The sequence below is a fragment of the Collinsella sp. LCP19S3_F2 genome, from assembly GCF_052121015.1.
Lineage (GTDB): Bacteria > Actinomycetota > Coriobacteriia > Coriobacteriales > Coriobacteriaceae > Collinsella.
In genome coordinates, this window is sequence record NZ_JBQKFA010000003.1 from 15119 (window position 1) to 37111 (window position 21993).

The window sequence follows — 21993 nt, forward strand, 5'->3', positions numbered from 1 at the left end:
GCTGCGCATGGACGCATTGGACAAGAAACTGAACGATGTATTTACGGGCTACGTAGTCCGTAAGGACCTCGTCAAGCTCGTGAAGGGCAATGCAGCGGTGCCTAGCTACGTGCTTGAGTACCTGCTGGGGCAGAACTGCGCCACCGATGACGAAAGCCAGATTGAGGCGGGCGTGGAGCGCGTGCGCAGCATCCTTGCCAAGCACTACGTGCAACGTGCCGAGGCTGGCGCTATACGTTCTGATATTAAGCAAATTGGCCAGAAGCGTATCATCGACAAGGTTTCCGTCATACTCAACGAGAAGCGCGATGCCTATGAGGCGTCCTTTGAGAACTTGGGTGTATCCAAGGTTCTCGTGAGCTCTGACACAGTTAAGAAGAATCGTCGTCTGCTCGTTTCGGGCGTGTGGTGCATCGCCGATTTATCCTACGAGGCAAATGAGGCGCGCGATGAATCGCCCTATGTCCTCAATTCGCTTAAGCCTATTCAGATGTCGCGTTTCGACTTTGAGGGCTTCGTTGCACGCCGTTCGCAATTTTCTGAGGACGAGTGGATTGACGTACTCATCCGCTCGATTGGCTTGGATCCTAATCAGCTGGGTCGCCGTGCCAAATTGTTCCAGCTGACGCGCTTGGTAACCTATTGCGAGCGTAACTACAACTTGGTTGAGCTGGGTCCCAAGGGCACCGGTAAAAGTCATGTGTTCAGTGAGTTCAGTCCACACGGTATTCTTATCTCGGGTGGCGAGGTGACGCCGGCAAAGCTGTTCGTGAATAACTCCACGGGTAAGATCGGCCTGGTTGGCTACTGGGATTGCGTGGCGTTCGACGAGTTCGCCGGTAAAAACAAGAAGCCCAAGGCAGACATTGTCGACATCATGAAGAACTATATGGCCAACAAGAGCTTTAGCCGCGGCATCGAGCAGGTAACGGCAGAGGCATCCATGGTGTTCGTGGGGAACACGAGCCACGATGTGAGTTACATGATTAACAAGACGGACCTGCTCGAGGATCTGCCCACCGTCTACCACGACCCGGCGTTTATCGACCGCCTGCATGCGTACATCCCCGGCTGGGAGATGGACATCATCCGTGGCGACATGTTTTGCAGTGATTTTGGCTTTATCGTTGACTACCTTGCCGAGGCCTTGCGTGCCATGCGCCCCATGGACTATTCGGGTGAGGTTGACCGGTTCTTTGAGCTTTCTAGTAGCATTTCGACACGCGATCGCGACGGCGTGGTGAAGACGTGCGCGGGTCTGATGAAAATCCTGTTCCCCGGGCGCAACGAGACCGCCGAGGAGGCCGCTGAGATCGTCGAGTTTGCGTTAGAGCTGCGCAAGCGCGTGAAAGACACGCTCATTCGCATTGACGAGACCTTCGAGCGTGTCGACTTTGCCTATCGGTCCAAAGAGGGCGGCGCCTGGAAACAGGTGGCAACGCTCGAAGAGCTGGACTATCCCGCGACGTATCACTCACTGGACAAGGTGCCTTGGGAGGGCGACAAGAGCGGAATGCTCACTAACGACGGGCTCGAGATTTCTGTTCAAGCCGATAGACACGCCGCCGAGGCGCCCGTTGATGCGTCTGTCGTGCCTACTGAGGCTGAAACTGCTCCCGCAGCGCAGCCTCAGCCGAAGCCAGCGGTGCGTAAGCCTGGAGCTGGACACATTGCCCTGCGCGAGAATCAGCGTGGTGTTTCCTATGAGAAGCTCTTTGGTGCTTACTTGGAGGGAGCGCAGAATGTCGAGATTATTGATCCGTACGTGCGCACGTTCCATCAATGTCGCAACGTAATGGAACTGCTCGAAGTGGTCGTGCGCCATTGCAAGTTTGACGTGACTTCGGTAAAGGTGCATCTGATTACAGCTCCCGACGAATACCCCGATTCCAAGCAGGAGGAATACCTGGAGCAAATCAGGGAGTCCATGTCTCCCTTGGGCCTTGATTTTACTTGGGAGATTGATCGCAGCGGTACGCTTCATGCGCGACATCTCAAGATCGATGGCAAATGGGACATCCTGCTCGATCGCGGGTTGGATATTTGGCAACGCTTCGACAGCGGCAACGCTTTTAGCATCGAGAACCGCCTACCCGAAATGCGTCGCGTAAAGGCATTTGAGCTCACCTATATGAAGGTGAGCGAGTAATAGGGCCGCTTGTTGTCATTTGCCAATGCAGCGAATGTCGTCGAAGTGATCTTTGGGGTTTTGAGTTAAGCCATGGTGTCACAACACAGATGCGCTATGGCGGGAAGGCAGGTTTCGCGTGGGTGCTTGGATGATTCGTGCGGGGCGCGGCGGCGTATATGCGTCCGACTGGCTCGAGCGCGGCGTCATAGGTATCGGTTGGGATTTCGATGGTGCCGATATTGCCGCTATGGATCGCGAACAGATTAGGGCGGCATATGGCCAGGCGCATCCCGGTGACAGCAAGGGTAAAGTCGCGGCGGGTGTTGGCCAGGTTTACCGCTTTGCGCACGATATGACGACGGGCTTGACTGTTGTCATGTACGATCCAGAGAGCCGCCTTTATCACCTTGGCGTTATCACTGGCCCCTGCGTTGCCGTCTGCGATATGGACGGAGTGACCTACACGCGAGACGTCAAATGGGGTGAAACCGCTCCACGTGACGTGCTCTCGCCTTCTTCTAAGAATTCACTTGGCGGCATCCAAACCATCTTTGCCGTGTCTGATGAAGTTATGGCCGATCTCATGAACGCCGCAAAGGATAAGTCGGCGGTGCCTTCGAATGATTCCGCCATCGATGATAACAACGCGACAAATGACGAAGAAACCCTCGCAGCAACCTATGACAATGGTATTGAGCTCATTAAAGATCGCGTTAACCAGCTCGATTGGGAGGATATGGAGCGCTTGGTAGCGGGCTTGCTCAAGGCCATGGGCTACTGCGCTCGCGTTATGCCCAAGGGTCCTGATGGTGGTCGCGATGTGGTGGCGTCTCCGGATGCTCTCGGATTGGAATCGCCTCGTATTGTCGCTGAGGTCAAACACCGTAAGGGCGCCATGGGCGCTCCGGCAGTCCGTGCTTTTATCGGTGGCCTTCGCGCAGGCGACCGTGGACTGTATGTGTCAACTGGGGGCTTTACGAAAGAGGCGCGCTACGAGGCCGATCGCGCGAACATTCCCGTTCGACTACTCGATCTGGATGCCTTCGTGCGGCACTATGTCGAAATCTATGACAAGACCGATGACGATACCCGTTCCATTCTTCCGCTCACCCGTATCTGGTGGCCAGCATAAAAGGAGACATTGCCATGATTCAACAGGTTGCTTTCGAAGTTCCCGCAGAAATAGCGGTGGGCCTAGCTACTGGTAAGTATGTCCAATGGGGCGGTGTTGTGCGCGATGGCGCTGGTCATATTGTTCGGCATCTTAAGCCTGCAGATGTTCAAAATGGGGCCAACAAAGCGCTGCGCATAGCTGACCAGGCAGTTCAGCTTGCGAAGCAGAACAAGAAAGTTGCTATAGCCGCGCTTGCGGTTGCGGGCGTAGCTGCGGTCGGCGGAGGCATCTATGCGGGAATGACTCATGTGCGCCACAGCAAAGAAGACGCGATGCGAAAGAAGCAGATGGCAGACTTTAACTCCACATTCTCGGAATACCTTAAGGCTTTGGGGGATGGCGAACTCACAATCGAGATGATTGACAGGTTGGAAGGCGCCATAACTGCCCTTAATGGCGGTAAGGAAGGCTTTTCGGTCGAAATTAAGGGCGAGCAGTTTGAGGACATTGTTAAGTCCGTGCGCGACTACACAGAGCGTCTTTCGAAGGCAAATGGTGAGAAGGCACCTAACGTCATTCTCGGCCTGTTCGAAAAGAAGCCGAACGATATTGAGGGACTGAAGGAGTGTCTGAATACCCAACGAGGGATACTTTTGAGAGCGGCATAGAAGAGCCGCTATATTCGAGATATGGGTTTCTACACTCTCGTACGTCAAGCGTTCGAGCTCTCTGCAGCTGTCTATGTTCGCTCATCGCTCGTGATTGACTCGGGAGATTCTGACCACCGACATTTTGGCAACCAGATTGCGGAAAGCGGGCTCACCGATCTCGGTGAGCCCGCAGACGTTGCGCATGCCGTTGTGGTTGCCTAATTTGAAGGCTGAGGCTGAATCTGCTGAGGGATGGGTGCGAGGTATCTGATGGCGAGCTAAAGCCTGATGCTGATAATGCCAATGGTGCTGGCGAGAAGAATGAGGGCTATCAACGCAATCACAACTGCCAAAACTGCATACAACTGCTTCATTTTGCCTCCTGCCGAACTGGAAGAAATGAGTTCAATAACTGCTGATAGAATTCTACCAGCAGATTACTACTCAACGGTATGAGTGAGGCGTGTTTTGGAACATAGCAAACATGAGAGGGGCGTTCAGTCCGAATGTACCTCCGGGCATGATGAGCGTGTGGAAGTGTCTCGAAAAGAAGTGGTCGAGGCGAATGACAAGTGGGGTAAGAAGGTTGCCAAGTTTTTTGGAAAGCTGTCGACCAAGGTAAAGATCGCTTTGGTCGTGGTCATAGCGGTGACCCTTGTCGGATTTTTCGGCTTCATCCTCCCTTCAATGCTCGATAACGACGAAACTCAGTACCTCACGACATCGGATCTTAAGTCTGCTGTAGATATCGACAGTCTTTCTACGGTTGATTACACCTACCACGGCATCGTCGAGAAACACGGCAGGTTCCTCTGGATGGATCGCGTGGAATATCGCGTTAAATACGAGGCTCACATTCGTGCATCGTTTACGATGAGCGACATCCAGTTTGGCATCGACGAAGAGAATAAGGTCGTTACCGCCTATCTCCCCAAAGCGCAGGTTGGCGAGCCTCAGCTCGACAATAGTAAGTTTGGCTACCTTCCCGAAAACGCAACTGCAGATATAAAAGATGTTCTGTCACTTTGTCGCAAAGATGCCGCAGACGAAGTTGATAAAAAGGAGATTAAAAAACAGGCGGACGCGAGCTTGCGGGATACCGTAAAGGCGCTGACGCTGCCGCTTATCGAGGGTGAGTACGAGCTTGATTTCAAACCGTTGGCCGATTACAAGGGGGAGGCTGACTCCAATGCGTAAACCATGGTTGGTATGCTTTGCCCTCGTGGCGGCGCTGTCACTTACTGGGCTTTCGGGTTGCGCAAAAAAAGACGAAGAGCCTGATTTTTCGGATTATACGAAGATTGCCGAGCTTGCTACCGTTGAGTGCAGATTCCATAACGTCGCGGAAATCTATAACGACGGCACCAATATGTTGTTTGGGATAAACGTGGGATACAAGAAAGCGTGGTTCGAGTATGACGGAACGGTGCAACTGGGCGTTGACGTCTCCAAGGTAGATCTCAGTAGGCCGGACGAGAACAATGTCGTAACTATCACGGTCCCTAATGCGCAGGTCCTCGGTCAGCCCCAAGCCGACGAGAGCACCTTTTCCGATATCTATAGCGATACCGGGTTGTTAACTCCTATTACGACAGTTGACCAGTCTGCTGCGCTTGAAGAAGCCCAAAATGAAATGATAAAAAGTGCCGAGGGCAATTCAGCATTGATGAACAGCGCCCGTGAAAGAGCTAAAACTCTCTTGAGCCAGTACGTCACTGGAATTGGTGAGCGGATGGGCGAGAAGTACGAAGTTCAGTTTAAGGATGCAGAATAGGCTGACTTACAATTGCCTTGCTTGAGAGGGGCTTCGGATATGAAGGGCCTCCCATTTCTGGTTGTGTTAGAGATGGGAGGCCTCTTTTTGTATTCAACGTCTCTTTACTGCTGCGTATCTAGCCACGGCATCAATGAACTTCGCTAGCGCTTTCGGACTGTCAAAAGGCATACACAAGTGCCAGTCTTTTGACATCGTGTGGCCTGGGCGGCGGCGTGCAACGGCTGCACGCCGCCTGCGTCTGCCTACATCCCCGCAATCCCGCGCGCGGCACTCAGCAGCTCGTACTCCCTCTGGCTCCACTGGCGCAGTTCGGCCGCGCACACGGCGTCGCGGCACAGGTCCAAAAACACCTCAGCGCCCTCGCAGAAGCACTCACGGGCAAAGGTGCCAGATCCGTCCGCAACGCACACGCCGTCGGCGAAGAGCTTCCAGCTAGACGGCTCGCGTGAATCGTCTCCGAGCAGCTTGATCTGCAGCACGTGCGGGTCGCCGGCAGCGCAGAGCTCTTCCTCGAGCACCTGCACGGTAAAGCGCATCTGGTGGGAGAGGCTGCTCTTGACCATGGCCGAGGCATAGCCGCTCGGCTTGTCCAGAAGATGCATTCGTTTTGGCTTGGCTGCCAAGTTGTGGAAATTGCGCTCACTGCGCACGGAGAAATTGTTCATACGGACTCCTTTCATCGATGTTGGCAGGGCCACCGTGCCTCTTGGCCGGTTGGCGTCGGGATCGTGGAGCCAACTCTCTACCCCGACTCTGGATAAAACGCGCCCGCTCCTTGCGGGCACGATGGAGTCTATCAGCGCGCGCGGACACAAATCAAGCGCGCCTGCGAAATGATGTGCAGACGGCGCTTGATTACGCGGCAATTATTCGGCCAACATTCGGAAAAGTGTCGAAATCGGCCGTAAGAAAGTACGGAAAAGTGTCGAATCTGACGGTCTCAACATTCGGAAAAGTGTAACCGGATAACAAAACAGCACGTAGAAGCCGGTGCTACATATGGACGTTTCAGCCGCCCTCAGCCCCCGCTACTCGTCCCCGTCGTTGGGGTCGCCCTTGAGGTTGTTGATATCCAAGTAGTCGTTGTCGTCCTCTTTTTGCTGCGTTGCCGATTCGGACTCGACGGGGCTGCGGAACAGCTGGAATCCCTCAAACGCAATGACGCCAAGCAGCACTACGACAATCGCTATAAAGACAATCTTTGCTACTGGATTGAAATCCAAAAAGCGCGGCGCCTCTTCCGCGGCGTAGTAGTCGCCATAATAATCGTCGTTATCAGTGTGGCTATCGGTGTATGAGGATGTGGGTATAGCTTGCGCATGGTCGTCCGGCTCGTATCTGGAAGCGGACGCGGCGACAAGCGGATTTACCGGCTCGCCGAGCGTCGGCGCGCCGGCAGATGTTTCGTCCAGATCGGCATCAGCCCAGGAATCGAAGGCAAACTGACGGGTCGCAAAGTCGTCGAGATCTGCAACGGGCGGTTCGGGCGCAAGATGCTGCGCCGCGGCGATAAACGATGCCGTCTCGGAAGGATCGCCTGCCGAATGGGTTTTGCCGCTCATGGGCTCGTCGGCTGTCCAGGGGCGATCGCTCATCACGTCGTCGAGGCTCAACGCAAACAGATCGTCTTCGCCCTCGTCAAACACGCGTTTCGCATGCCTGGCGCCAGAAGCGAAGCCTCCGCGGCCGTTGCGTAATGCGTTGTTCGACCCCATCTTGTTCCATCCTTTCGAACTGTCTAGCCCTTCGATTATATGGAACTTGCCTTGCGGCCGAGTCTTGGATTCGTGCATTCCAGAACTCACGCCCAAAAGGGGAGGGGCGATCCGGCCGAGTTGCCTACTTGTCGCCGGCCGCCGCCTTGGCCTCGTTGAGGTAGCTATAGAAGCTGTACTTAGAGATGCCAAAGAACTCGCAGGCACGCTCGCTCGACTTGGAAATGAGGAAGGCGCCGCGACGGTCGAGGTAGCCAATGGCGCGAATGCGCTCATCTTTGGTCATAAGGGCTGCGGGCTTGCCCACGTATTGCTCGCACTCGCGCAGCAGATCTTCGAGCAAGTCGCCGATGGTTTTGGTAATGGGCTCGGGCTCGGTGTAGCCCGTGCCGTCGGTGCCGGTAAAGGCATCGAGCGAGCGCTCAAAAGCTTTCATGAGCGTAATGTCAAAGTTAATGCCCAAAATGCCGACAGGCTTGCCCTCGTCGTTGCGGATAAAGATGGTCGAGGACTTAAGCAGCTTGCCATCGGCGGTTTTGGTGAGGTATGGCTCGCGGTCGTGCACGTCGGTGGCGTCCTCGTGCATGGACTCAAACACAATATGGCTGGGACCGTCGCCCAGTTTGCGCCCGCTTACATGGCCGTTTTCGATCACCACGATGGAGTGATCCACGTCCTCGGTCTCCAGGTCGTGGACGACGACTTCGCAGTTGGGGCCAAACTGGAGCGCTAGGCCGTGTGCAAGGCGCTTATAAAACTCAATCTGTGCGGGGGTCATGGGTGCCTTCCTAAAAATTAGTTTGGGCACACTTTGCCATAAACCCCACTTGTTCGCAAATAACGAAAGTGCCGCTGCGTTATGTGACCGTTCGTCGGGGAAAAGGTACCGATTACGGCAACAAACAATTTGTTAGGTTTACCAATCAAAAAGTATGATAGAACATTGCTAACAAACTTTTTGTTTGGCATCCACATAAAAGTTCAGTCGCATGAATGGGAATGGGCTGAAACGCGTATGCGGGGGCCGGCAAGAGAGGACTTAAGGAGTTCACCGTATGGCCGATAAGATCCAGTGGGCGGGCAACACGATGCCCAAGAGCGATGACAAGCACATGGGAATCATGAGCCTCGACCACGTGAAGAAGGCCCGCGCCTTCCACCAGTCGTTCCCCCAGTACACCGTCACTCCGCTTGCCCGCCTGGACGGCCAGGCCGCGCGCCTGGGCCTGTCCAATCTGTGCGTCAAGGACGAGAGCTATCGCTTTGGCCTTAATGCTTTTAAGGTCCTGGGTGGTTCGTTTGCCATGGCCAACTACATTGCCGACGAGACCGGCAAGGACGTTGCCGAGTGCACTTTCGATTACCTGACCTCCGATCAGCTTGCCAAGGACTTTGGCCAGGCCACCTTCTTTACCGCCACCGACGGCAACCATGGCCGCGGCGTGGCTTGGGCTGCCAACAAGTTGGGCCAGAAGGCTGTTGTGCACATGCCCAAGGGTTCCACCAAGCCCCGCTTTGATAACATCGCCGCCGAGGGCGCCACGGTGACCATCGAAGAGGTCAACTACGACGAGTGCGTGCGCATGGCCGCCGCCGAGGCCGACGCCTGCGAGCGCGGCGTCATCGTCCAGGACACCGCCTGGGAGGGCTACGAGAAGATCCCGTCCTGGATTATGGAGGGCTACGGCACCATGGCTTCCGAGGCTGCCGAGCAGCTGCGCGAGATGGCCATCAACCGCCCGACGCACGTCTTTGTCCAGGCTGGCGTAGGCTCGCTGGCCGGCGCCGTGGTGGGCTACTTCACCAACCTGTATCCCGATAACCCGCCCACATTCGTCGTGGTCGAGTGCGCGCCTGCCGCCTGCCTGTACAAGGGCGCTGCCGCCGGCGACGGCGACCCGCGCATCGTGGACGGCGACATGCCCTCCATCATGGCCGGCCTGTGCTGCGGCGAGCCCAACATCCTGGGCTGGGATATCCTGCGCAACCACGCCACCGCCTTCGTGTCCTGCCCCGACTGGGTTACCGCTCGCGGCATGCGCACCCTGGGCGCTCCCGAGAAGGGCGACCCGCGCGTTATCTCCGGCGAGTCCGGCGCTGTGACCACCGGCCTGGTCGAGACCATCATGCTCGACCCCGAGTACGCCGAGCTCAAGGAGCTCATCGGCCTGGACAAGACGAGCTCCGTGCTCTGCTTCTCCACCGAGGGCGACACGGATCCGGATCAGTACCGTCGCATCGTCTGGGAGGGCGAGTACCCCACCTGCTAGCAGGACGACCTGTCCGGGTGGCGGAGCATATGTTTACTCCGCTGCTCGAACAGTCCTGCGCAAGACGGAAAGCACATTAAGTGCTTTCCTTTGCGTGCGGAACTCGCGACGGAGCAAACATATGCTCCGCCACCCTTCGTTGACTTGCTTGCCGGGTACTCGACCTCACGCTGCTTGGCACAAGTGATCTATCTGAAATATCTACCTGTAGGTAAACCCTTGTAGAAAGGTTGACTGTTATGGCTAAAGAACTCGATTTCGACGCTATCAAGGCTGCTGCTGAGTCCCACCGTGCTGATATGACGCGTTTCCTGCGCGCTATGATCTCCCATCCCTCTGAGTCTTGCGAGGAGGGCGAGGTTGTCGCCTGCATCAAGGCCGAGATGGAGAACCTCGGCTATGACGAGGTCAGGGTCGACGGCCTGGGCAACGTTATGGGCTTTATGGGCGAGGGCGACAAGATCATCGCCATCGACTCCCACATCGACACCGTCGGCATCGGCAACATCGAGAACTGGGACGCCGATCCCTATGAGGGCTACGAGACCGACGAGATCATCTACGGTCGCGGCGGCTCCGACCAGGAGGGTGGCATGGCTTCTGCTACCTACGCTGCCAAGATGATGAAGGACATGGGCCTTATCCCCGAGGGCTATAAGATCATGGTCGTCGGTACCGTCCAGGAAGAGGACTGCGATGGCATGTGCTGGCAGTACATCTACAACAAGGACGGCATTAAGCCCGAGTTCGTCATTTCCACCGAGCCCACCGACGGCGGCATCTATCGCGGTCACCGCGGCCGCATGGAGATCCGCGTCGACGTTCACGGCACTTCCTGCCACGGCTCCGCTCCCGACCGCGGCGACAACGCCATCTACAAGATGGCCGACATCATCGCCGACGTCCGTGCCCTCAACAACAACGGCTGCGACGAGTCGACCGACATCAAGGGTCTCGTCAAGATGCTCGACCCCAAGTACAACCCCGAGCACTACGAGGATGCTCGCTTCCTGGGCCGCGGCACCTGCACCGTCAGCCAGATTTTCTACACCAGCCCCAGCCGCTGCGCCGTGGCCGACTCCTGCGCCATCTCCATCGACCGTCGCATGACCGCCGGTGAGACCTGGGAGTCCTGCCTGGACGAGATCCGCAACCTGCCGGCCGCCAAGAAGTACGGCGACGACGTGAAGGTCTCCATGTACATGTACGACCGTCCGTCCTGGACCGGCGAGGTCTACGAGACCGAGGCTTATTTCCCCACGTGGATCAACAAGGAGACCGCTCCGCACGTCAAGGCCCTCGTCGACGCCCACAAGGCCATGTTTGGTGACGAGCGTATCGGCTGCGAGCCCAGCATGGACAAGCGCACCGGTCGCCCGCTGTGCGACAAGTGGACCTTCTCCACGAACTGCGTCTCCATCCAGGGCCGTTACGGCATCCCCTGCGTGGGCTTTGGCCCGGGTGCCGAGTCTCAGGCTCACGCTCCCAACGAGGTCACCTACAAGGACGACCTGGTCACCGCTGCCGCCATGTACGTTGCTGCCCTGAACCTCTACGATCCGAGCCAGGCCGATGGCGACGCCACCGTGTTCCGCGCCGGTCTGACCAACAACAAGATCGATTAGTCCCATTCCTCGATTTTGTTGAGCCGGGGGCCGCTCGTGTCCCCGGCACCCCCTGTTGACTTGGGGCCCGCGGTCGTTATCTCCCATGCTTCCTCAACGGTGGCGGGTCCTCGTCATGGTGCTCTGCATGTTCTAGCCACACGCGCATGCCGGAGCACATCTACTCATTGCGATCGCTTCACCTTTAGAAAGGATATTTACATGGACGCTAAGTTTACCGAGCTCGTCGAGCAGCTGAACGGCCTCGATTTTAAGGGTATGTACGGCAGCGACTTCCTGCACACCTGGGACAAGACCACCGATGAGCTCAAGGCTCTCTACATCGTCGCCGACGCCCTGCGCGAGCTGCGTGAGAACAACGTTTCGTCTAAGATCTTCGACTCCGGTCTTGCTGTCTCGCTGTTCCGCGACAACTCCACCCGTACACGCTTCTCCTTCTCTAAGGCCGCCAACCTGCTTGGCCTTGAGCTGCAGGACCTTGACGAGAAGAAGTCCCAGATCGCCCACGGCGAGACCGTCCGCGAGACCGCTACCATGATCTCCTTCATGGCCGATGTCATCGGCATCCGCGACGACATGTACATCGGCAAGGGCGACGCCTACATGGCCGAGGTCTCCGAGTCCGTGCAGCAGGCCTACGAGGACGGCGTTCTGGATCACCGTCCCACGCTCATCTCCCTGCAGTCCGATTCTGACCACCCCACGCAGTCCTCTGCCGACATGCTCTACCTCATCAACGAGTTTGGCGGTCTCGAGAACCTCAAGGGCAAGAAGGTTGCCGTCACTTGGGCCTATTCGCCCTCTTACGGCAAGCCGCTGTCCTGCCCGCAGTCGCTGATCAGCCTGCTGCCCCGCTTTGGCATGGACGTCACCCTGGCTCACCCCGAGGGCTACGACCTCATGCCCGAGGTCGTCGAGCGCGCCCGCGGCTATGCCGCCGAGTCCGGCACCACCTTTAAGCAGGTCAACACCATGGCCGAGGCCTTCGAGGGTGCCGACATCGTGATTCCCAAGAGCTGGGCTCCGTTTGCCGCCATGGAGAAGCGCACCAACCTGTACGCCGAGGGCGACGACGCCGGCATCGCAGCGCTCGAGAAGGAGCTGCTTGCCCAGAACGCCACGCACCAGGATTGGTGCTCCACGACCGAGCTCATGGAGAAGACTGCCAACGGCCAGGACACCATCTTTATGCACCCGCTGCCCGCCGACATCTCCGGTGTCTCCTGCGAGCACGGCGAGGTCAACGCCGACGTCTTCGACATGCACCGCGTGGGCATGTACAAGGAGGCCAGCTACAAGCCGTATGCCATTGCTGCCATGATGTTCCTGCAGAAGGTTGCCGATCCCGCCGCCACCCTCAAGGCCCTCGACGAGCGAAACACCGCCCGTTGGTTCCAGGCCTAAAGCTGGGCTGAGAAATGGCTAAGCGTATTGTTGTCGCCTTGGGCGGAAACGCCCTCGGCGCCAACCTTCCCGAACAGATGGAGGCCGTCAAGACGACTTCCAAGGCCATTGTCGACCTGATCGAGGAGGGCAACGAGGTCGTCGTCGTACATGGCAACGGCCCCCAGGTGGGCATGATCGCCAATGCGATGGCCGAGCTCACGCGCTCTAACCCTCAGAAGTACATTCCCTGCCCGTTGTCCGTTTGCGGCGCCATGAGCCAGGGCTACATTGGCTATGACCTGCAAAACGCCTTGCGCGAGGAAATGCTCGACCGCAATATCGACAAGGGTGTCGCCACCGTGCTCACCCAGGTCGAGGTTGCGGCGGACGACCCGGCCTTTGCCGACCCGGTCAAGCCGATCGGTCCGTGGATGAGCGAGGCCGAGGCCAAGGAGCTGGAGGCCGACCGCGGCTATCAGTTCATCCACGACGAGAAGCAGGGCTTCCGTCGCGTGGTTGCCTCGCCCAAGCCCGTGAACATCGTCGAGCTCGACACCATCAAGTCGCTCGTCGAGTCCAACCATGTGGTGATCTCCTGCGGCGGTGGCGGCATTCCCGTCACCAAGTCCCAGGGCAACCACCTTAAGGGCGCTGCCGCCGTCATCGATAAGGACTTTGCGGCCGAGAAGCTCGCTGAGCAGCTCGACGCCGATGCCCTGATCATCCTGACGGCTGTGGAGAAGGTTGCCATTGGCTTTGGCACCGACCACGAGCAGTGGCTCGACACGCTGACCGCTGCCGACGTTAAGCGTCTGTCCGAGGCCAACGAGTTCGGTCGCGGCTCCATGCTGCCCAAGGTTCAGGCCGCCTCGACGTTTGCCGAGAGCAAGCCGGGCCGCACGGCGCTCATCACGCTGCTCGAGAAGGCGCGCGATGGCCTTGCCGGCAAGACCGGTACCACGTTTACTGACAACGCCGAGTAGGCATATCGTACTGATGTAGAGGAGGGTGTCCTGCGCTGCGGGATGCCCTCCTTTGTGTTACAGAGAGCCGAGGGGCGCTCGCTGGAAAAACGAGCGTGCGCCTGTTCCGACGGAGTGCGAGCTTGGTATGGTGGGTATAGCAACTATGGTGTCCAAGGCAACCAGGGGAGGTTTGCGAAGATGAAACTTGGTTGCGTCATTATGGCTTCGGGCGAGGGCAAGCGGTTTGGCTCTAACAAGATGCTTGCCGATATCTATGGCGAGCCGCTGATTGCCCGGACCATCGATTCGGTTCCCCGGGGCTTTGACGTTGTGGTTTCGACGCGTTGGTCCGAGGTTGCTCAGATTTGCGAGGACAAGCATTGCCCGTGCGCGCTGCACGAGGGTGAGCTGCGCAGCGAAAGCGTCCGTGCGGGCCTTTCGTGGGGAGTCGATCACAACTGGAAAGGTTGCCTCTTTTTGCCGGGCGACCAGCCGCTTGTGAGCGCGGATTCTTTTGAGGCCATGGTTCGCGCGTTTGACGAGCACGGCCGCAAGCACCCGGTACGTCTTGCGTGCAACGGTGAGCCTTCGAGCCCGGTGCTCTTTCCGACGGAACTGTTCGATGCGCTTATGTGTCTTGAGGGCAAGGACGGCGGCGGTTCGATCCTCAAGGACCGCACCGACGTGGTGCTGGTCGAGGCGCGTGCCTACGAGCTGTGGGACGTCGATACCGCCAAGGGACAGCGACGCATAACGGAGCATATCGCGGCCTGCTCGTATTTTGATCGCGTGGCCAACTGTATGAATCAATAAGGAGCAACATGATCATCATCAAAAACGGCGCGCTCGTGACGCCCCAGGGGCTTCGCCGCGCCGATCTTGCCATGGAGGGCGACAAGATTGTGCGGATTGCCGCATCAATCGAGCCGGCCGAGGGCGATACCGTCCAGGACGCCACCGACTGCTGGGTGTTCCCCGGCTTTATCGACGGCCACACGCACATGCAGTGCTGGACTGGCATGGATTGGACGGCCGATAGCTTTGAGACCGGTACGCGCGCGGCTGCCTGCGGCGGTACGACGACCATCGTGGACTACGCGACGGCCGATCGCGGCGTGACCATGCCCGATGCCTTTGCCGAGTGGCATCGCCGCGCCGACGGCACCTGCACGGCAAACTACGCTTTTCATATGGCACTCGCCGAGTGGAATGAGCGCAATCGCGCCGACCTTTCGGCCATGCGCGAGGCGGGTGTATCGTCGTTCAAGACCTACTTTGCCTACGACCACCTGCGCTTGGACGATGCCGAGACGCTCGAGGTGCTCGAGGAGCTCAAGCGCGTGGGCGGTATCCTGTGCGTGCATTGCGAGAACGGCACGTTGGTGAATGAACTGCAGAAGCGCGTGTACGAGCAGGGGATTCATGGGCCCGAGGGGCATGCGCTCAGCCGGCCGGACGTGTGCGAGGCCGAGGCCGTGAGCCGTCTGCTGTATCTGGCGCACTTGGCAGGGGACGCTCCGGTCAACGTGGTGCATCTTTCGACCAAGCTGGGGCTCGAGGCCATTCGCGCTGCCAAGGCGCGCGGGCAGAAGAACATCTATGTCGAGACCTGTCCTCAGTATCTGATGCTCGACGACACCTGCTATCTGGAGCAGGGAGAGGACGGCTTTGCGGGTGCCAAGTATGTGATGAGTCCGCCACTGCGCCATGCCGGCGACCGTGCGGCTCTGCGCGAGGCACTTGTGGCCGGCGAGATCGATACTATCGCCACCGACCACTGCAGCTTTAATCTGCACGGGCAAAAGGACCGCGGGCGCGACGACTTCCGCGCGATTCCCAACGGCGGGCCCGGCGTGGAGCATCGTCCTGTCGCGATTGCTACGAGCTTTGAGGGGCAGCTGGGCCCCGAGGACCTCTGCCGCCTGATGAGCGAGAACCCGGCGCGCGTGTTTGGCATGTACCCGCGCAAGGGCTGTCTTGCCGAGGGCTCCGATGCCGACGTGTGCGTGTGGGATCCCCAGGCGCGCTGGACCATTCACGCGGCGACGCAGCATCAGGCTGTGGACTACACGCCGCTCGAGGGCTTTGAGGCGCATGGTCGCGCCAAGGCCGTTTACGTCAACGGCGTGCTGGTGGCGCGCGATGGCGAGCCCACCGGAGCCCAGCCCGGTCGCTACGTGCCCCGCTAGCAGGGGGTGCCGCCAGGGTAGCTAATTTGGGACGGGGCTCTTTTAGCTACCCTGCCTACCTGATGATTTTTCTCTCAACATGGGGTAGCTAAAAGAGCCCCGTCCCAAATTAGCTACCCCTGGAGGCTGGTGGCGACGACGGGGCGGCCGAGGGCTGCTTCGAAGCGGGCGGCCATAGCCGGGTCGCTGAGCGTGTCGACTTGGTTGAGTATGACGTGCGCGGTGTCGAGCCTCAGCGCCTGCATCTCGGCATTGAGCACCTGGGCGACGCGCTCGGGCGTGGCGATGTCGGTGGGCTCGCAGCCGCAACGCTCGCAAAAGAGCGCGGGGCGGTGGACGGCTTCGTTGATGGGCTTGTCGAGCCCCGAGGCGCCGACGATCCAGACGATGTTGACCGTGCCAGAGGGAATCACCGGCTCCCAGGCGGCGTGGGCTTTGAGCGGGAGCCGCTTGCTGCCGTCCGCCTCGGCCAAGACGTAGTTAAAGCGCTGTGCCAGCCCGCCGAGCGGCTCGGCGGGGGCAGAGAGCTTGCCCGTCTCGGGGTCCAAGACACCTGCTTGGCAGATGCTTCCCCGCGCAAGGCCCGCGCAGGCCTCGCAGGTGCAACCGGGGACATGTGCGGCGCCCGGCTTCCAAGGTGCGGCGTCCAGGCGACGACTCGACCCGTCCCATGGCACGCCGGCGACGGGAAACATATGCGTGGTGGTGCAGAGGAGCACGCGGCCGCCCGCGCGCATAAGCTCAAGGCCGAGCGCCTTTAGCAAGGTCGACTTGCCGCCGCTGCCGATAATCGCGGTAATGCCCGGCTCGATCCTGAGCGCCGAGGAGAGATTGCCGCTAACCGTTTCCATCTGTTCACCGCCGTATAATACTGTGATAATAAATAATCATTAGAGTAGCGGTCGAACCGCTTTTGCTCTGCTCAAACCGTAGCACAGGGAGGTGCCCCGGAAATGCTCGTTTATGTTCGCGGCGCCGGCGATATCGCCACGGGCGTCGCCGCCCGTTTGGTGCGCGCCGGCGTGTCGGTTGTCATGGCCGATATCGCGGTTCCCACGTGCATCCGTCGCACAATCAGTTTTTGCGAGGCCATTCGCCTGGGCGAGGTTCAGGTTGAGGGCATTCGCGCTCGCTTGGCGCAGACGCCGGCAGAGGCGCTTGCAATTACCCAGGCCGGAGATGTCGCCGTTGTGGTGGATCCCCAGGCCAAGATGCTCGGCGAACTTAAGCCCGCTGCCGTGGTCGACGCGATCCTGGCCAAGCGCAACTTGGGCACCACGCGCGATATGGCGCCTGTCGTCATCGCCGTAGGACCGGGCTTTACCGCGCCGCTCGATTGCGATGCCGTGGTCGAGACCATGCGCGGTCATTTCCTCGGCCGCGTCATCACCCAGGGCTCGCCCCAGCCCAATACGGGCGTGCCGGGTGTCATCGCCGGCTATGGCAAGGAGCGCGTTATCCACAGCCCCGCCGCCGGTGTGTTTAGGTCCGACCGCGCGATCGGCGACATCGTGAGTGCCGGTGATGTGATTGGGTATGCGGGCGATACGCCCATGGTCACGCAGATTGACGGCTGCTTGCGCGGCCTTTTGGCCGACGGCGTTCTGGTGACCGAGGGCTTTAAATGTGCCGATGTCGATCCACGCGGCGATGCCAGCTATATCAACTATATTTCGGACAAGGCGACGTCGGTCGGCGGCGGCGTACTCGAGGCGCTCGCTATGTTCACCGACGTTTTTAGGGGATAGGAAGCGACGATGGAAAAGCTCGATGTGGTGAATGCTGCGCTTGGCGCTCTGAAGGCTGGTAGGACGTGCGAGCTGGTGGTAGTTGCCGGCACGGCAGGGTCATCGCCGCGCGGCGTGGGCGCCTGGATGGCCGTCTTTGCCGATGGCAGCCAAGCGGGTACCATCGGCGGCGGTAAGATCGAACTCTTTGCGCTGGACGAGGCGCGCGAGCTGTTGGCTGCAGGGCAGTCGCGCCTGGTCCGCTACACCATGGGCGGCGAGAACTCCGATACCGGCATGATCTGCGGCGGAGCCATCTGCCTGTGTTATCTGCATCTGGATGCATCGCAGGCGCCGTTGTTCCAGTCGGTTGCCGACGTCTTGGCGTATCGACGCATCGGCGACTTCGTCATCGACTTTGAACCGTTTATCGCAAGCGCGCTCGAAGGCGACGCTGCCGAATACCATGGCGAGGAGTCGCGCCGCACCATTGTGGGCTGCCCCGGGCTTTCGCTGACGGAAGAGGGGAGTAAGGTCACCTACACCAACGCCGCCTCCGAGATTCCCCCGGCGCACATCGAGACGCTTTGCCCCGAGGGCCTGACCTACATCTTTGGCTGCGGTCACGTGGGCGCCGCGACGGCGCGCGTGCTCACGGCGGCGGGCTTTGCCGTTGTGGCGTGCGATGACCGCCCCGGCACGTTGACACGCGAATGGGTGCCCGGCGTCTACGACCGTCGTCTGGTCGACTACAAGAACCTGGACGAGCAATGCCCCATCGGTCCGCGCGATCTGGTAGTCGTCGCCACGGCGGGCCACAAGTCCGATATCGATGTGGTGATTCAGGCCTTGCGCGCCAAGCCCGCCTATTTGGGTTGCCTGGGTTCGCGCCGCAAGACGGCCTTTGTGCGGGCTCGCTTGGAGCAGGAGGGCTTTACGCAGGACCAGATCGACGAGCTGCACCTGCCGATCGGCGTTGCCATTCAGGCCGAGGACCCCGAAGAGATCGCCATCTCCATCGCCGCCGAGATGATCCATCTGCGTCGCACCAAGCTCGTCCCCCGCAAGCGCTAGTCGCATCCCAGGGGTAGCTAATTTGGGACGGGGCTCTTTTAGCTACCCTGCCTGCTCGATGATTTTTCTGGGACGGGGATTTAAAAATCATTAGGTACGCAATGATTTTTAAATCACCGTCCCAGAAAAATCATCTCGAGGCGTTCGCTCACTGTTGGGTAGCTAAAAGAGCCCCGTCCCAAATTAGCTACCCCAGCCCTCTGTCGCATGCGGGTCAAAATGTTACCTGTGCCATATGCCCTATAATGTCCGCCCGTTGGGCGGCATAGGGCCGCTGCCTAGGGTATGGGAGGCGCAAATGGCAGAGTCGGTGGCAGGGGACGCCCTGTTCGAGCGTACGGGAAAAGTTTCGTTTGTGCAGGTATTGCCCCATGCACTGCAGCATGTGCTGGCGGCATTCGCGGGTATCGTTACGCCCGCTATCATCATCGCGTCGGTCTGCGGCTTTACCCCTCAAGAGGAAGCCGCCGTCATTCAGGCGTCGCTGGTCCTCTCGGCGCTTGACATTTTCCTTCAACAGTTCCCCATAAAAGGCATCGTCGGCTCGGGCCTGCCCATCGTGATGGGCGCGAGCTTTACCTTCGTGCCGGCACTTAAAGCGGTCGGTCTTGAGCTTGGTTTCGAGGCCGTGCTGGGCGCTCAAGTTATCGGCGGCGCGCTCGTCGTGCTCTTCGGTCTTTTGTTTAAGCGCGTAAGCTTTCTGTTCCCAGCTCCGGTGCTCGGCACCGTAATCTTTGTCATTGGCCTGTCGCTGTGCCCGGTTGCCGTGGCGTCCATGGCAGGCGGGGAGGGCGCGGCCGATTTTGGCAGCGTTACCAACTGGACCGTCGCGCTCGTGACGTTTGTCGTTACCTTTATGGTCGGTAACTACGGCAAGGGCGCGCTCAAGCTGGGCAGCATCCTGGCCGGTATCTGCGCAGGTTTTGTCGTTGCGGCGGTGTTGGGCATGGTCGACTTCTCGGCTGTCGCGACTGCAAGTTGGTTTGCCCCACCGGCGTTTGGCGCCCATCGTCTGGTGTTCGATCCAGCGGCGTGCGCCGTGGTGGGCGTTGTGGCCATCGTGAACGCCGTGCAGGTTATGGGAGAGTTTGCCGCCGTGTCCTCTGCGGCGCTCGATACCCCCGCGACCGATAGTCAGATCTCGGGCGGATTGATCGCCAATGGTCTCGTCGGTATGCTCTCGGGCTTTTTGGGCGGCGTCCCCACGGCAACCTTTGGCCAGAATGTGGGCATCATCGCCGAGAACAAGGTCGTCAACCGTATGGTCTTTACGCTCGCAGCCGCCATTCTGCTCGTCGCGGGCCTGCTGCCCAAGTGCGCGGCAGTGCTCACGTCCATTCCGCAGCCGGTGATCGGCGGCGCCACGATCGGCGTGTTCGCAACCATCGGCATGAACGGTGTGGTCATGTTTTCCCGCCACGGCCTGTCTCAGCGCGATACCACGCTCATGGGTCTCTCTATCGCCTTTGGCACGGGCATTGAGCGCACGGCCGGCGCGCTTGCCGGCGCTGGATTCCCCGCATGGGTCGACACCGTCTTTGGCGGATCTTCCATTGCCGTCGCCGCACTTGTCGCCGTCGTCCTCAACCTGGTCCTGCCTCGCCAAAAATAACGCCCCATATATGAGTTGCGGTGAAATACGGATTGTTTAAGCCGGTTAAGCCGTCAAACAGTCCCTATTTCACCGCGACTTCCATTTTGATCCCCTGGGGGCGGCGGAAAACGGATCACTCAGAGGGCCAGGCGACCCAAGTGATCCGTTTTCCTCCGTCCCCTAGGGATCAATATGTGCGAGGGAGTTGTGGAGTTGTGCAGGCAGACGATGTTTTTCTGGAAATACGCACCCAATGCGCGTATAGTACCGATTGTTTTGTCGGCTCCTGCTGCGTCGAGTCCAAACCGCGAAATGCCATGAGCGGCGCGGATGCAGTCAGGAGGCACGAGGACAACCCACCGTGGCCACGCCCCGTGCTTAAAACCCCAAGAAGGAGTGAACAATGGCAGAAGAGAAGTATGTGCCGCGTCTGAAGGCCAAGTACAACAACGAGGTCAAGCAGCAGCTTCAGGACAAGTTCCAGTACGAGAACGTCATGATGATCCCCAAGTTTGAGAAGATCGTCGTGAACATGGGTGTCGGCGAGGCCGCTACCGATTCCAAGGCCATCGACGGTGCCGTGCGCGACCTGCGCGCCATCACCGGCCAGCAGCCGATGATCACCCGTGCCCGCAAGTCCATCGCTACCTTCCGCCTGCGCGCTGGTATGCCGATCGGCTGCAAGGTTACCCTGCGTGGCGACCGCATGTGGGAGTTCTTCGATCGTCTGACCTCCGTCGCTATCCCCCGTATCCGCGACTTCCGCGGTATCTCCGCCAAGAGCTTCGACGGCCGTGGTAACTTCTCCATGGGCGTCACCGAGCAGCTCATCTTCCCCGAGATCGACTTTGACTCCGTCGATCACCAGCGTGGTATGGACATCACTTTCGTGACCACCGCCAACACCGATGAGGAGGCCAAGGCCCTTCTGGACGCCTTTGGTTTCCCGTTCAAGAAATAGGTTCACCTGCCCTATAAGCGCCGTTCCCACAAGGGGGCGGCGCTTGGGGCGAACAATACTCTATGTGAGGAGGATATAAGTGGCTAAGACATCGATGATCGTCAAGTGCAATCGCAAGCAGAAGTTCTCTACTCGTGAGTACACGCGCTGCCAGCGCTGCGGCCGTCCGCACTCTGTGTACCGCAAGTTCGGCCTGTGCCGTGTCTGCTTCCGCGAGCTTGCACTCAAGGGCGAGCTTCCCGGCGTTAAGAAGGCCAGCTGGTAAGTCACTACCAGCGTTTCAAGCATCCGTTTGGAACAGGGAAAACGTGCTAGTTAGGCTTTGCCGTTAAGGGCGGCGAAGAACCAAGAGCACGTGTTCATCAAGAACGAAGGAGAATCTGTATGAACCTTACAGACCCGATCGCAGATATGCTTACGCGCATTCGTAACGCTAACTCTGTGAACAAGGCCACGGTCTCCATGCCGAGCAGCAAGAAGCTCGTCGAGATCGCTCGTGTTCTGCACGAGGAGGGCTACATCGAGGGCTACGATGTCGAGGACACCGTTCCCCAGAAGACTCTGCACATCACGCTTAAGTATGGCCCCAAGAAGGCTAAGGTCATCAACGGCATCCGCCGCATTTCCAAGCCGGGCCTGCGTAAGTACACCGGCGTTGCCGACATGCCCCGCGTCCGCGGTGGCCTTGGTACCGCGATTATTTCCACCAGCCATGGCGTCATGACCGACCGCGATGCTCGCAAGCACAACGTCGGCGGCGAGATCATCGCTTACGTCTGGTAATTCGCTCGGTAGGTAGAAGGAAAGGAGATCAC

21 protein-coding genes and 1 riboswitch are annotated in these 21993 nt (G+C 59.0%); of the genes, 17 read left to right on the forward strand and 4 right to left on the reverse strand.

Translation table 11 applies throughout. The features are described from left to right. The first annotated feature begins 7 nt into the window (after positions 1-7). The 5 genes from brxL (at position 8) to ACTQX9_RS03210 (ending at position 5669) form a co-directional block, all read left to right on the forward strand. Positions 8-2149, forward strand: a complete 2142-nt coding sequence (brxL, locus tag ACTQX9_RS03190) for a BREX system Lon protease-like protein BrxL (protein WP_441540476.1) — start codon at positions 8-10, stop codon at positions 2147-2149. Between the two features lie 118 nt (positions 2150-2267). Beyond that, the gene (locus ACTQX9_RS03195; RefSeq protein WP_427795001.1) at positions 2268-3263 is read left to right on the forward strand and encodes a restriction endonuclease; all 996 of its coding nucleotides are present in this window, start codon (positions 2268-2270) and stop codon (positions 3261-3263) included. Between the two features lie 14 nt (positions 3264-3277). After that, complete coding sequence (locus tag ACTQX9_RS03200; RefSeq protein WP_427795000.1) at positions 3278-3913, forward strand: hypothetical protein; 636 nt, start codon at positions 3278-3280, stop codon at positions 3911-3913. 450 nt (positions 3914-4363) lie between these two features. Beyond that, positions 4364-5092 (forward strand): DUF4230 domain-containing protein, encoded by a 729-nt coding sequence (locus ACTQX9_RS03205; protein WP_441042526.1) that lies wholly within the window; start codon positions 4364-4366, stop codon positions 5090-5092. Continuing rightward, a complete protein-coding gene (locus ACTQX9_RS03210) occupies positions 5085-5669 on the forward strand; it encodes a DUF4230 domain-containing protein (RefSeq protein WP_441042527.1) in 585 nt (194 codons plus the stop codon). Before ACTQX9_RS03205 ends, ACTQX9_RS03210 begins: the two co-directional genes overlap by 8 nt. A gap of 245 nt (positions 5670-5914) precedes the next feature. Here the strand turns inward: ACTQX9_RS03210 and ACTQX9_RS03215 are convergent, their stop codons facing one another. The 3 genes from ACTQX9_RS03215 to ACTQX9_RS03225 form a co-directional block, all read right to left on the reverse strand. Then, positions 5915-6337, reverse strand: coding sequence for a hypothetical protein (locus ACTQX9_RS03215; RefSeq protein ID WP_441540477.1), 423 nt, complete (start codon positions 6335-6337; stop codon positions 5915-5917). An 8-nt stretch (positions 6338-6345) separates the two neighbouring features. Further along, positions 6346-6436, reverse strand: a riboswitch (SAM riboswitch). Between the two features lie 264 nt (positions 6437-6700). Continuing rightward, a complete protein-coding gene (locus ACTQX9_RS03220; RefSeq protein WP_441540478.1) occupies positions 6701-7465 on the reverse strand; it encodes a hypothetical protein in 765 nt (254 codons plus the stop codon). Between the two features lie 46 nt (positions 7466-7511). After that, positions 7512-8165, reverse strand: coding sequence for a helix-turn-helix transcriptional regulator (locus tag ACTQX9_RS03225; protein ID WP_441540479.1), 654 nt, complete (start codon positions 8163-8165; stop codon positions 7512-7514). A gap of 277 nt (positions 8166-8442) precedes the next feature. On the opposite strand from ACTQX9_RS03225, the gene dpaL reads away from it, so the two are divergent. The 6 genes from dpaL (at position 8443) to hydA (ending at position 15822) form a co-directional block, all read left to right on the forward strand. Continuing rightward, a complete protein-coding gene (gene dpaL / locus ACTQX9_RS03230) occupies positions 8443-9657 on the forward strand; it encodes a diaminopropionate ammonia-lyase (protein WP_441032361.1) in 1215 nt (404 codons plus the stop codon). A 239-nt stretch (positions 9658-9896) separates the two neighbouring features. Beyond that, positions 9897-11282, forward strand: coding sequence for a YgeY family selenium metabolism-linked hydrolase (locus ACTQX9_RS03235; protein ID WP_441032358.1), 1386 nt, complete (start codon positions 9897-9899; stop codon positions 11280-11282). Between the two features lie 201 nt (positions 11283-11483). After that, positions 11484-12686: a knotted carbamoyltransferase YgeW gene (gene ygeW / locus ACTQX9_RS03240; protein WP_441032356.1), complete on the forward strand. Its 1203-nt coding sequence runs from the start codon at positions 11484-11486 to the stop codon at positions 12684-12686. A gap of 14 nt (positions 12687-12700) precedes the next feature. Then, a complete protein-coding gene (gene arcC, locus ACTQX9_RS03245) occupies positions 12701-13651 on the forward strand; it encodes a carbamate kinase (RefSeq protein ID WP_441032353.1) in 951 nt (316 codons plus the stop codon). Between the two features lie 180 nt (positions 13652-13831). Next, a complete protein-coding gene (locus ACTQX9_RS03250) occupies positions 13832-14446 on the forward strand; it encodes a nucleotidyltransferase family protein (RefSeq protein WP_441032350.1) in 615 nt (204 codons plus the stop codon). Between the two features lie 8 nt (positions 14447-14454). After that, positions 14455-15822 carry a dihydropyrimidinase gene (gene hydA / locus ACTQX9_RS03255; protein ID WP_441540480.1) on the forward strand — a complete coding sequence of 456 codons (1368 nt, stop codon included), beginning with the start codon at positions 14455-14457 and terminating at the stop codon, positions 15820-15822. A gap of 113 nt (positions 15823-15935) precedes the next feature. On the opposite strand, the gene yqeC is transcribed toward hydA, so the two are convergent. Then, entirely contained in the window at positions 15936-16673 is a 738-nt protein-coding gene (gene yqeC, locus ACTQX9_RS03260; protein WP_441540481.1) for a selenium cofactor biosynthesis protein YqeC, read from the reverse strand. A gap of 102 nt (positions 16674-16775) precedes the next feature. On the opposite strand from yqeC, the gene yqeB reads away from it, so the two are divergent. The 6 genes from yqeB to rpsH all read left to right on the forward strand — a co-directional run bounded on the left by yqeB (position 16776) and on the right by rpsH (position 21961). Beyond that, positions 16776-17570 (forward strand): selenium-dependent molybdenum cofactor biosynthesis protein YqeB, encoded by a 795-nt coding sequence (gene yqeB, locus ACTQX9_RS03265; RefSeq protein WP_441540482.1) that lies wholly within the window; start codon positions 16776-16778, stop codon positions 17568-17570. A gap of 9 nt (positions 17571-17579) precedes the next feature. Beyond that, a complete protein-coding gene (locus ACTQX9_RS03270) occupies positions 17580-18623 on the forward strand; it encodes an XdhC family protein (RefSeq protein WP_441540483.1) in 1044 nt (347 codons plus the stop codon). A gap of 298 nt (positions 18624-18921) precedes the next feature. Further along, positions 18922-20235 (forward strand): uracil-xanthine permease family protein, encoded by a 1314-nt coding sequence (locus tag ACTQX9_RS03275; protein ID WP_441038792.1) that lies wholly within the window; start codon positions 18922-18924, stop codon positions 20233-20235. Between the two features lie 385 nt (positions 20236-20620). After that, positions 20621-21178: a 50S ribosomal protein L5 gene (gene rplE / locus ACTQX9_RS03280; RefSeq protein ID WP_154516073.1), complete on the forward strand. Its 558-nt coding sequence runs from the start codon at positions 20621-20623 to the stop codon at positions 21176-21178. Positions 21179-21257: 79 nt separating this feature from the next. Next, positions 21258-21443 carry a type Z 30S ribosomal protein S14 gene (locus ACTQX9_RS03285; protein ID WP_022094280.1) on the forward strand — a complete coding sequence of 62 codons (186 nt, stop codon included), beginning with the start codon at positions 21258-21260 and terminating at the stop codon, positions 21441-21443. A 119-nt stretch (positions 21444-21562) separates the two neighbouring features. Beyond that, complete coding sequence (gene rpsH / locus ACTQX9_RS03290; RefSeq protein WP_006235262.1) at positions 21563-21961, forward strand: 30S ribosomal protein S8; 399 nt, start codon at positions 21563-21565, stop codon at positions 21959-21961. The last annotated feature ends 32 nt before the right edge of the window (positions 21962-21993 follow it).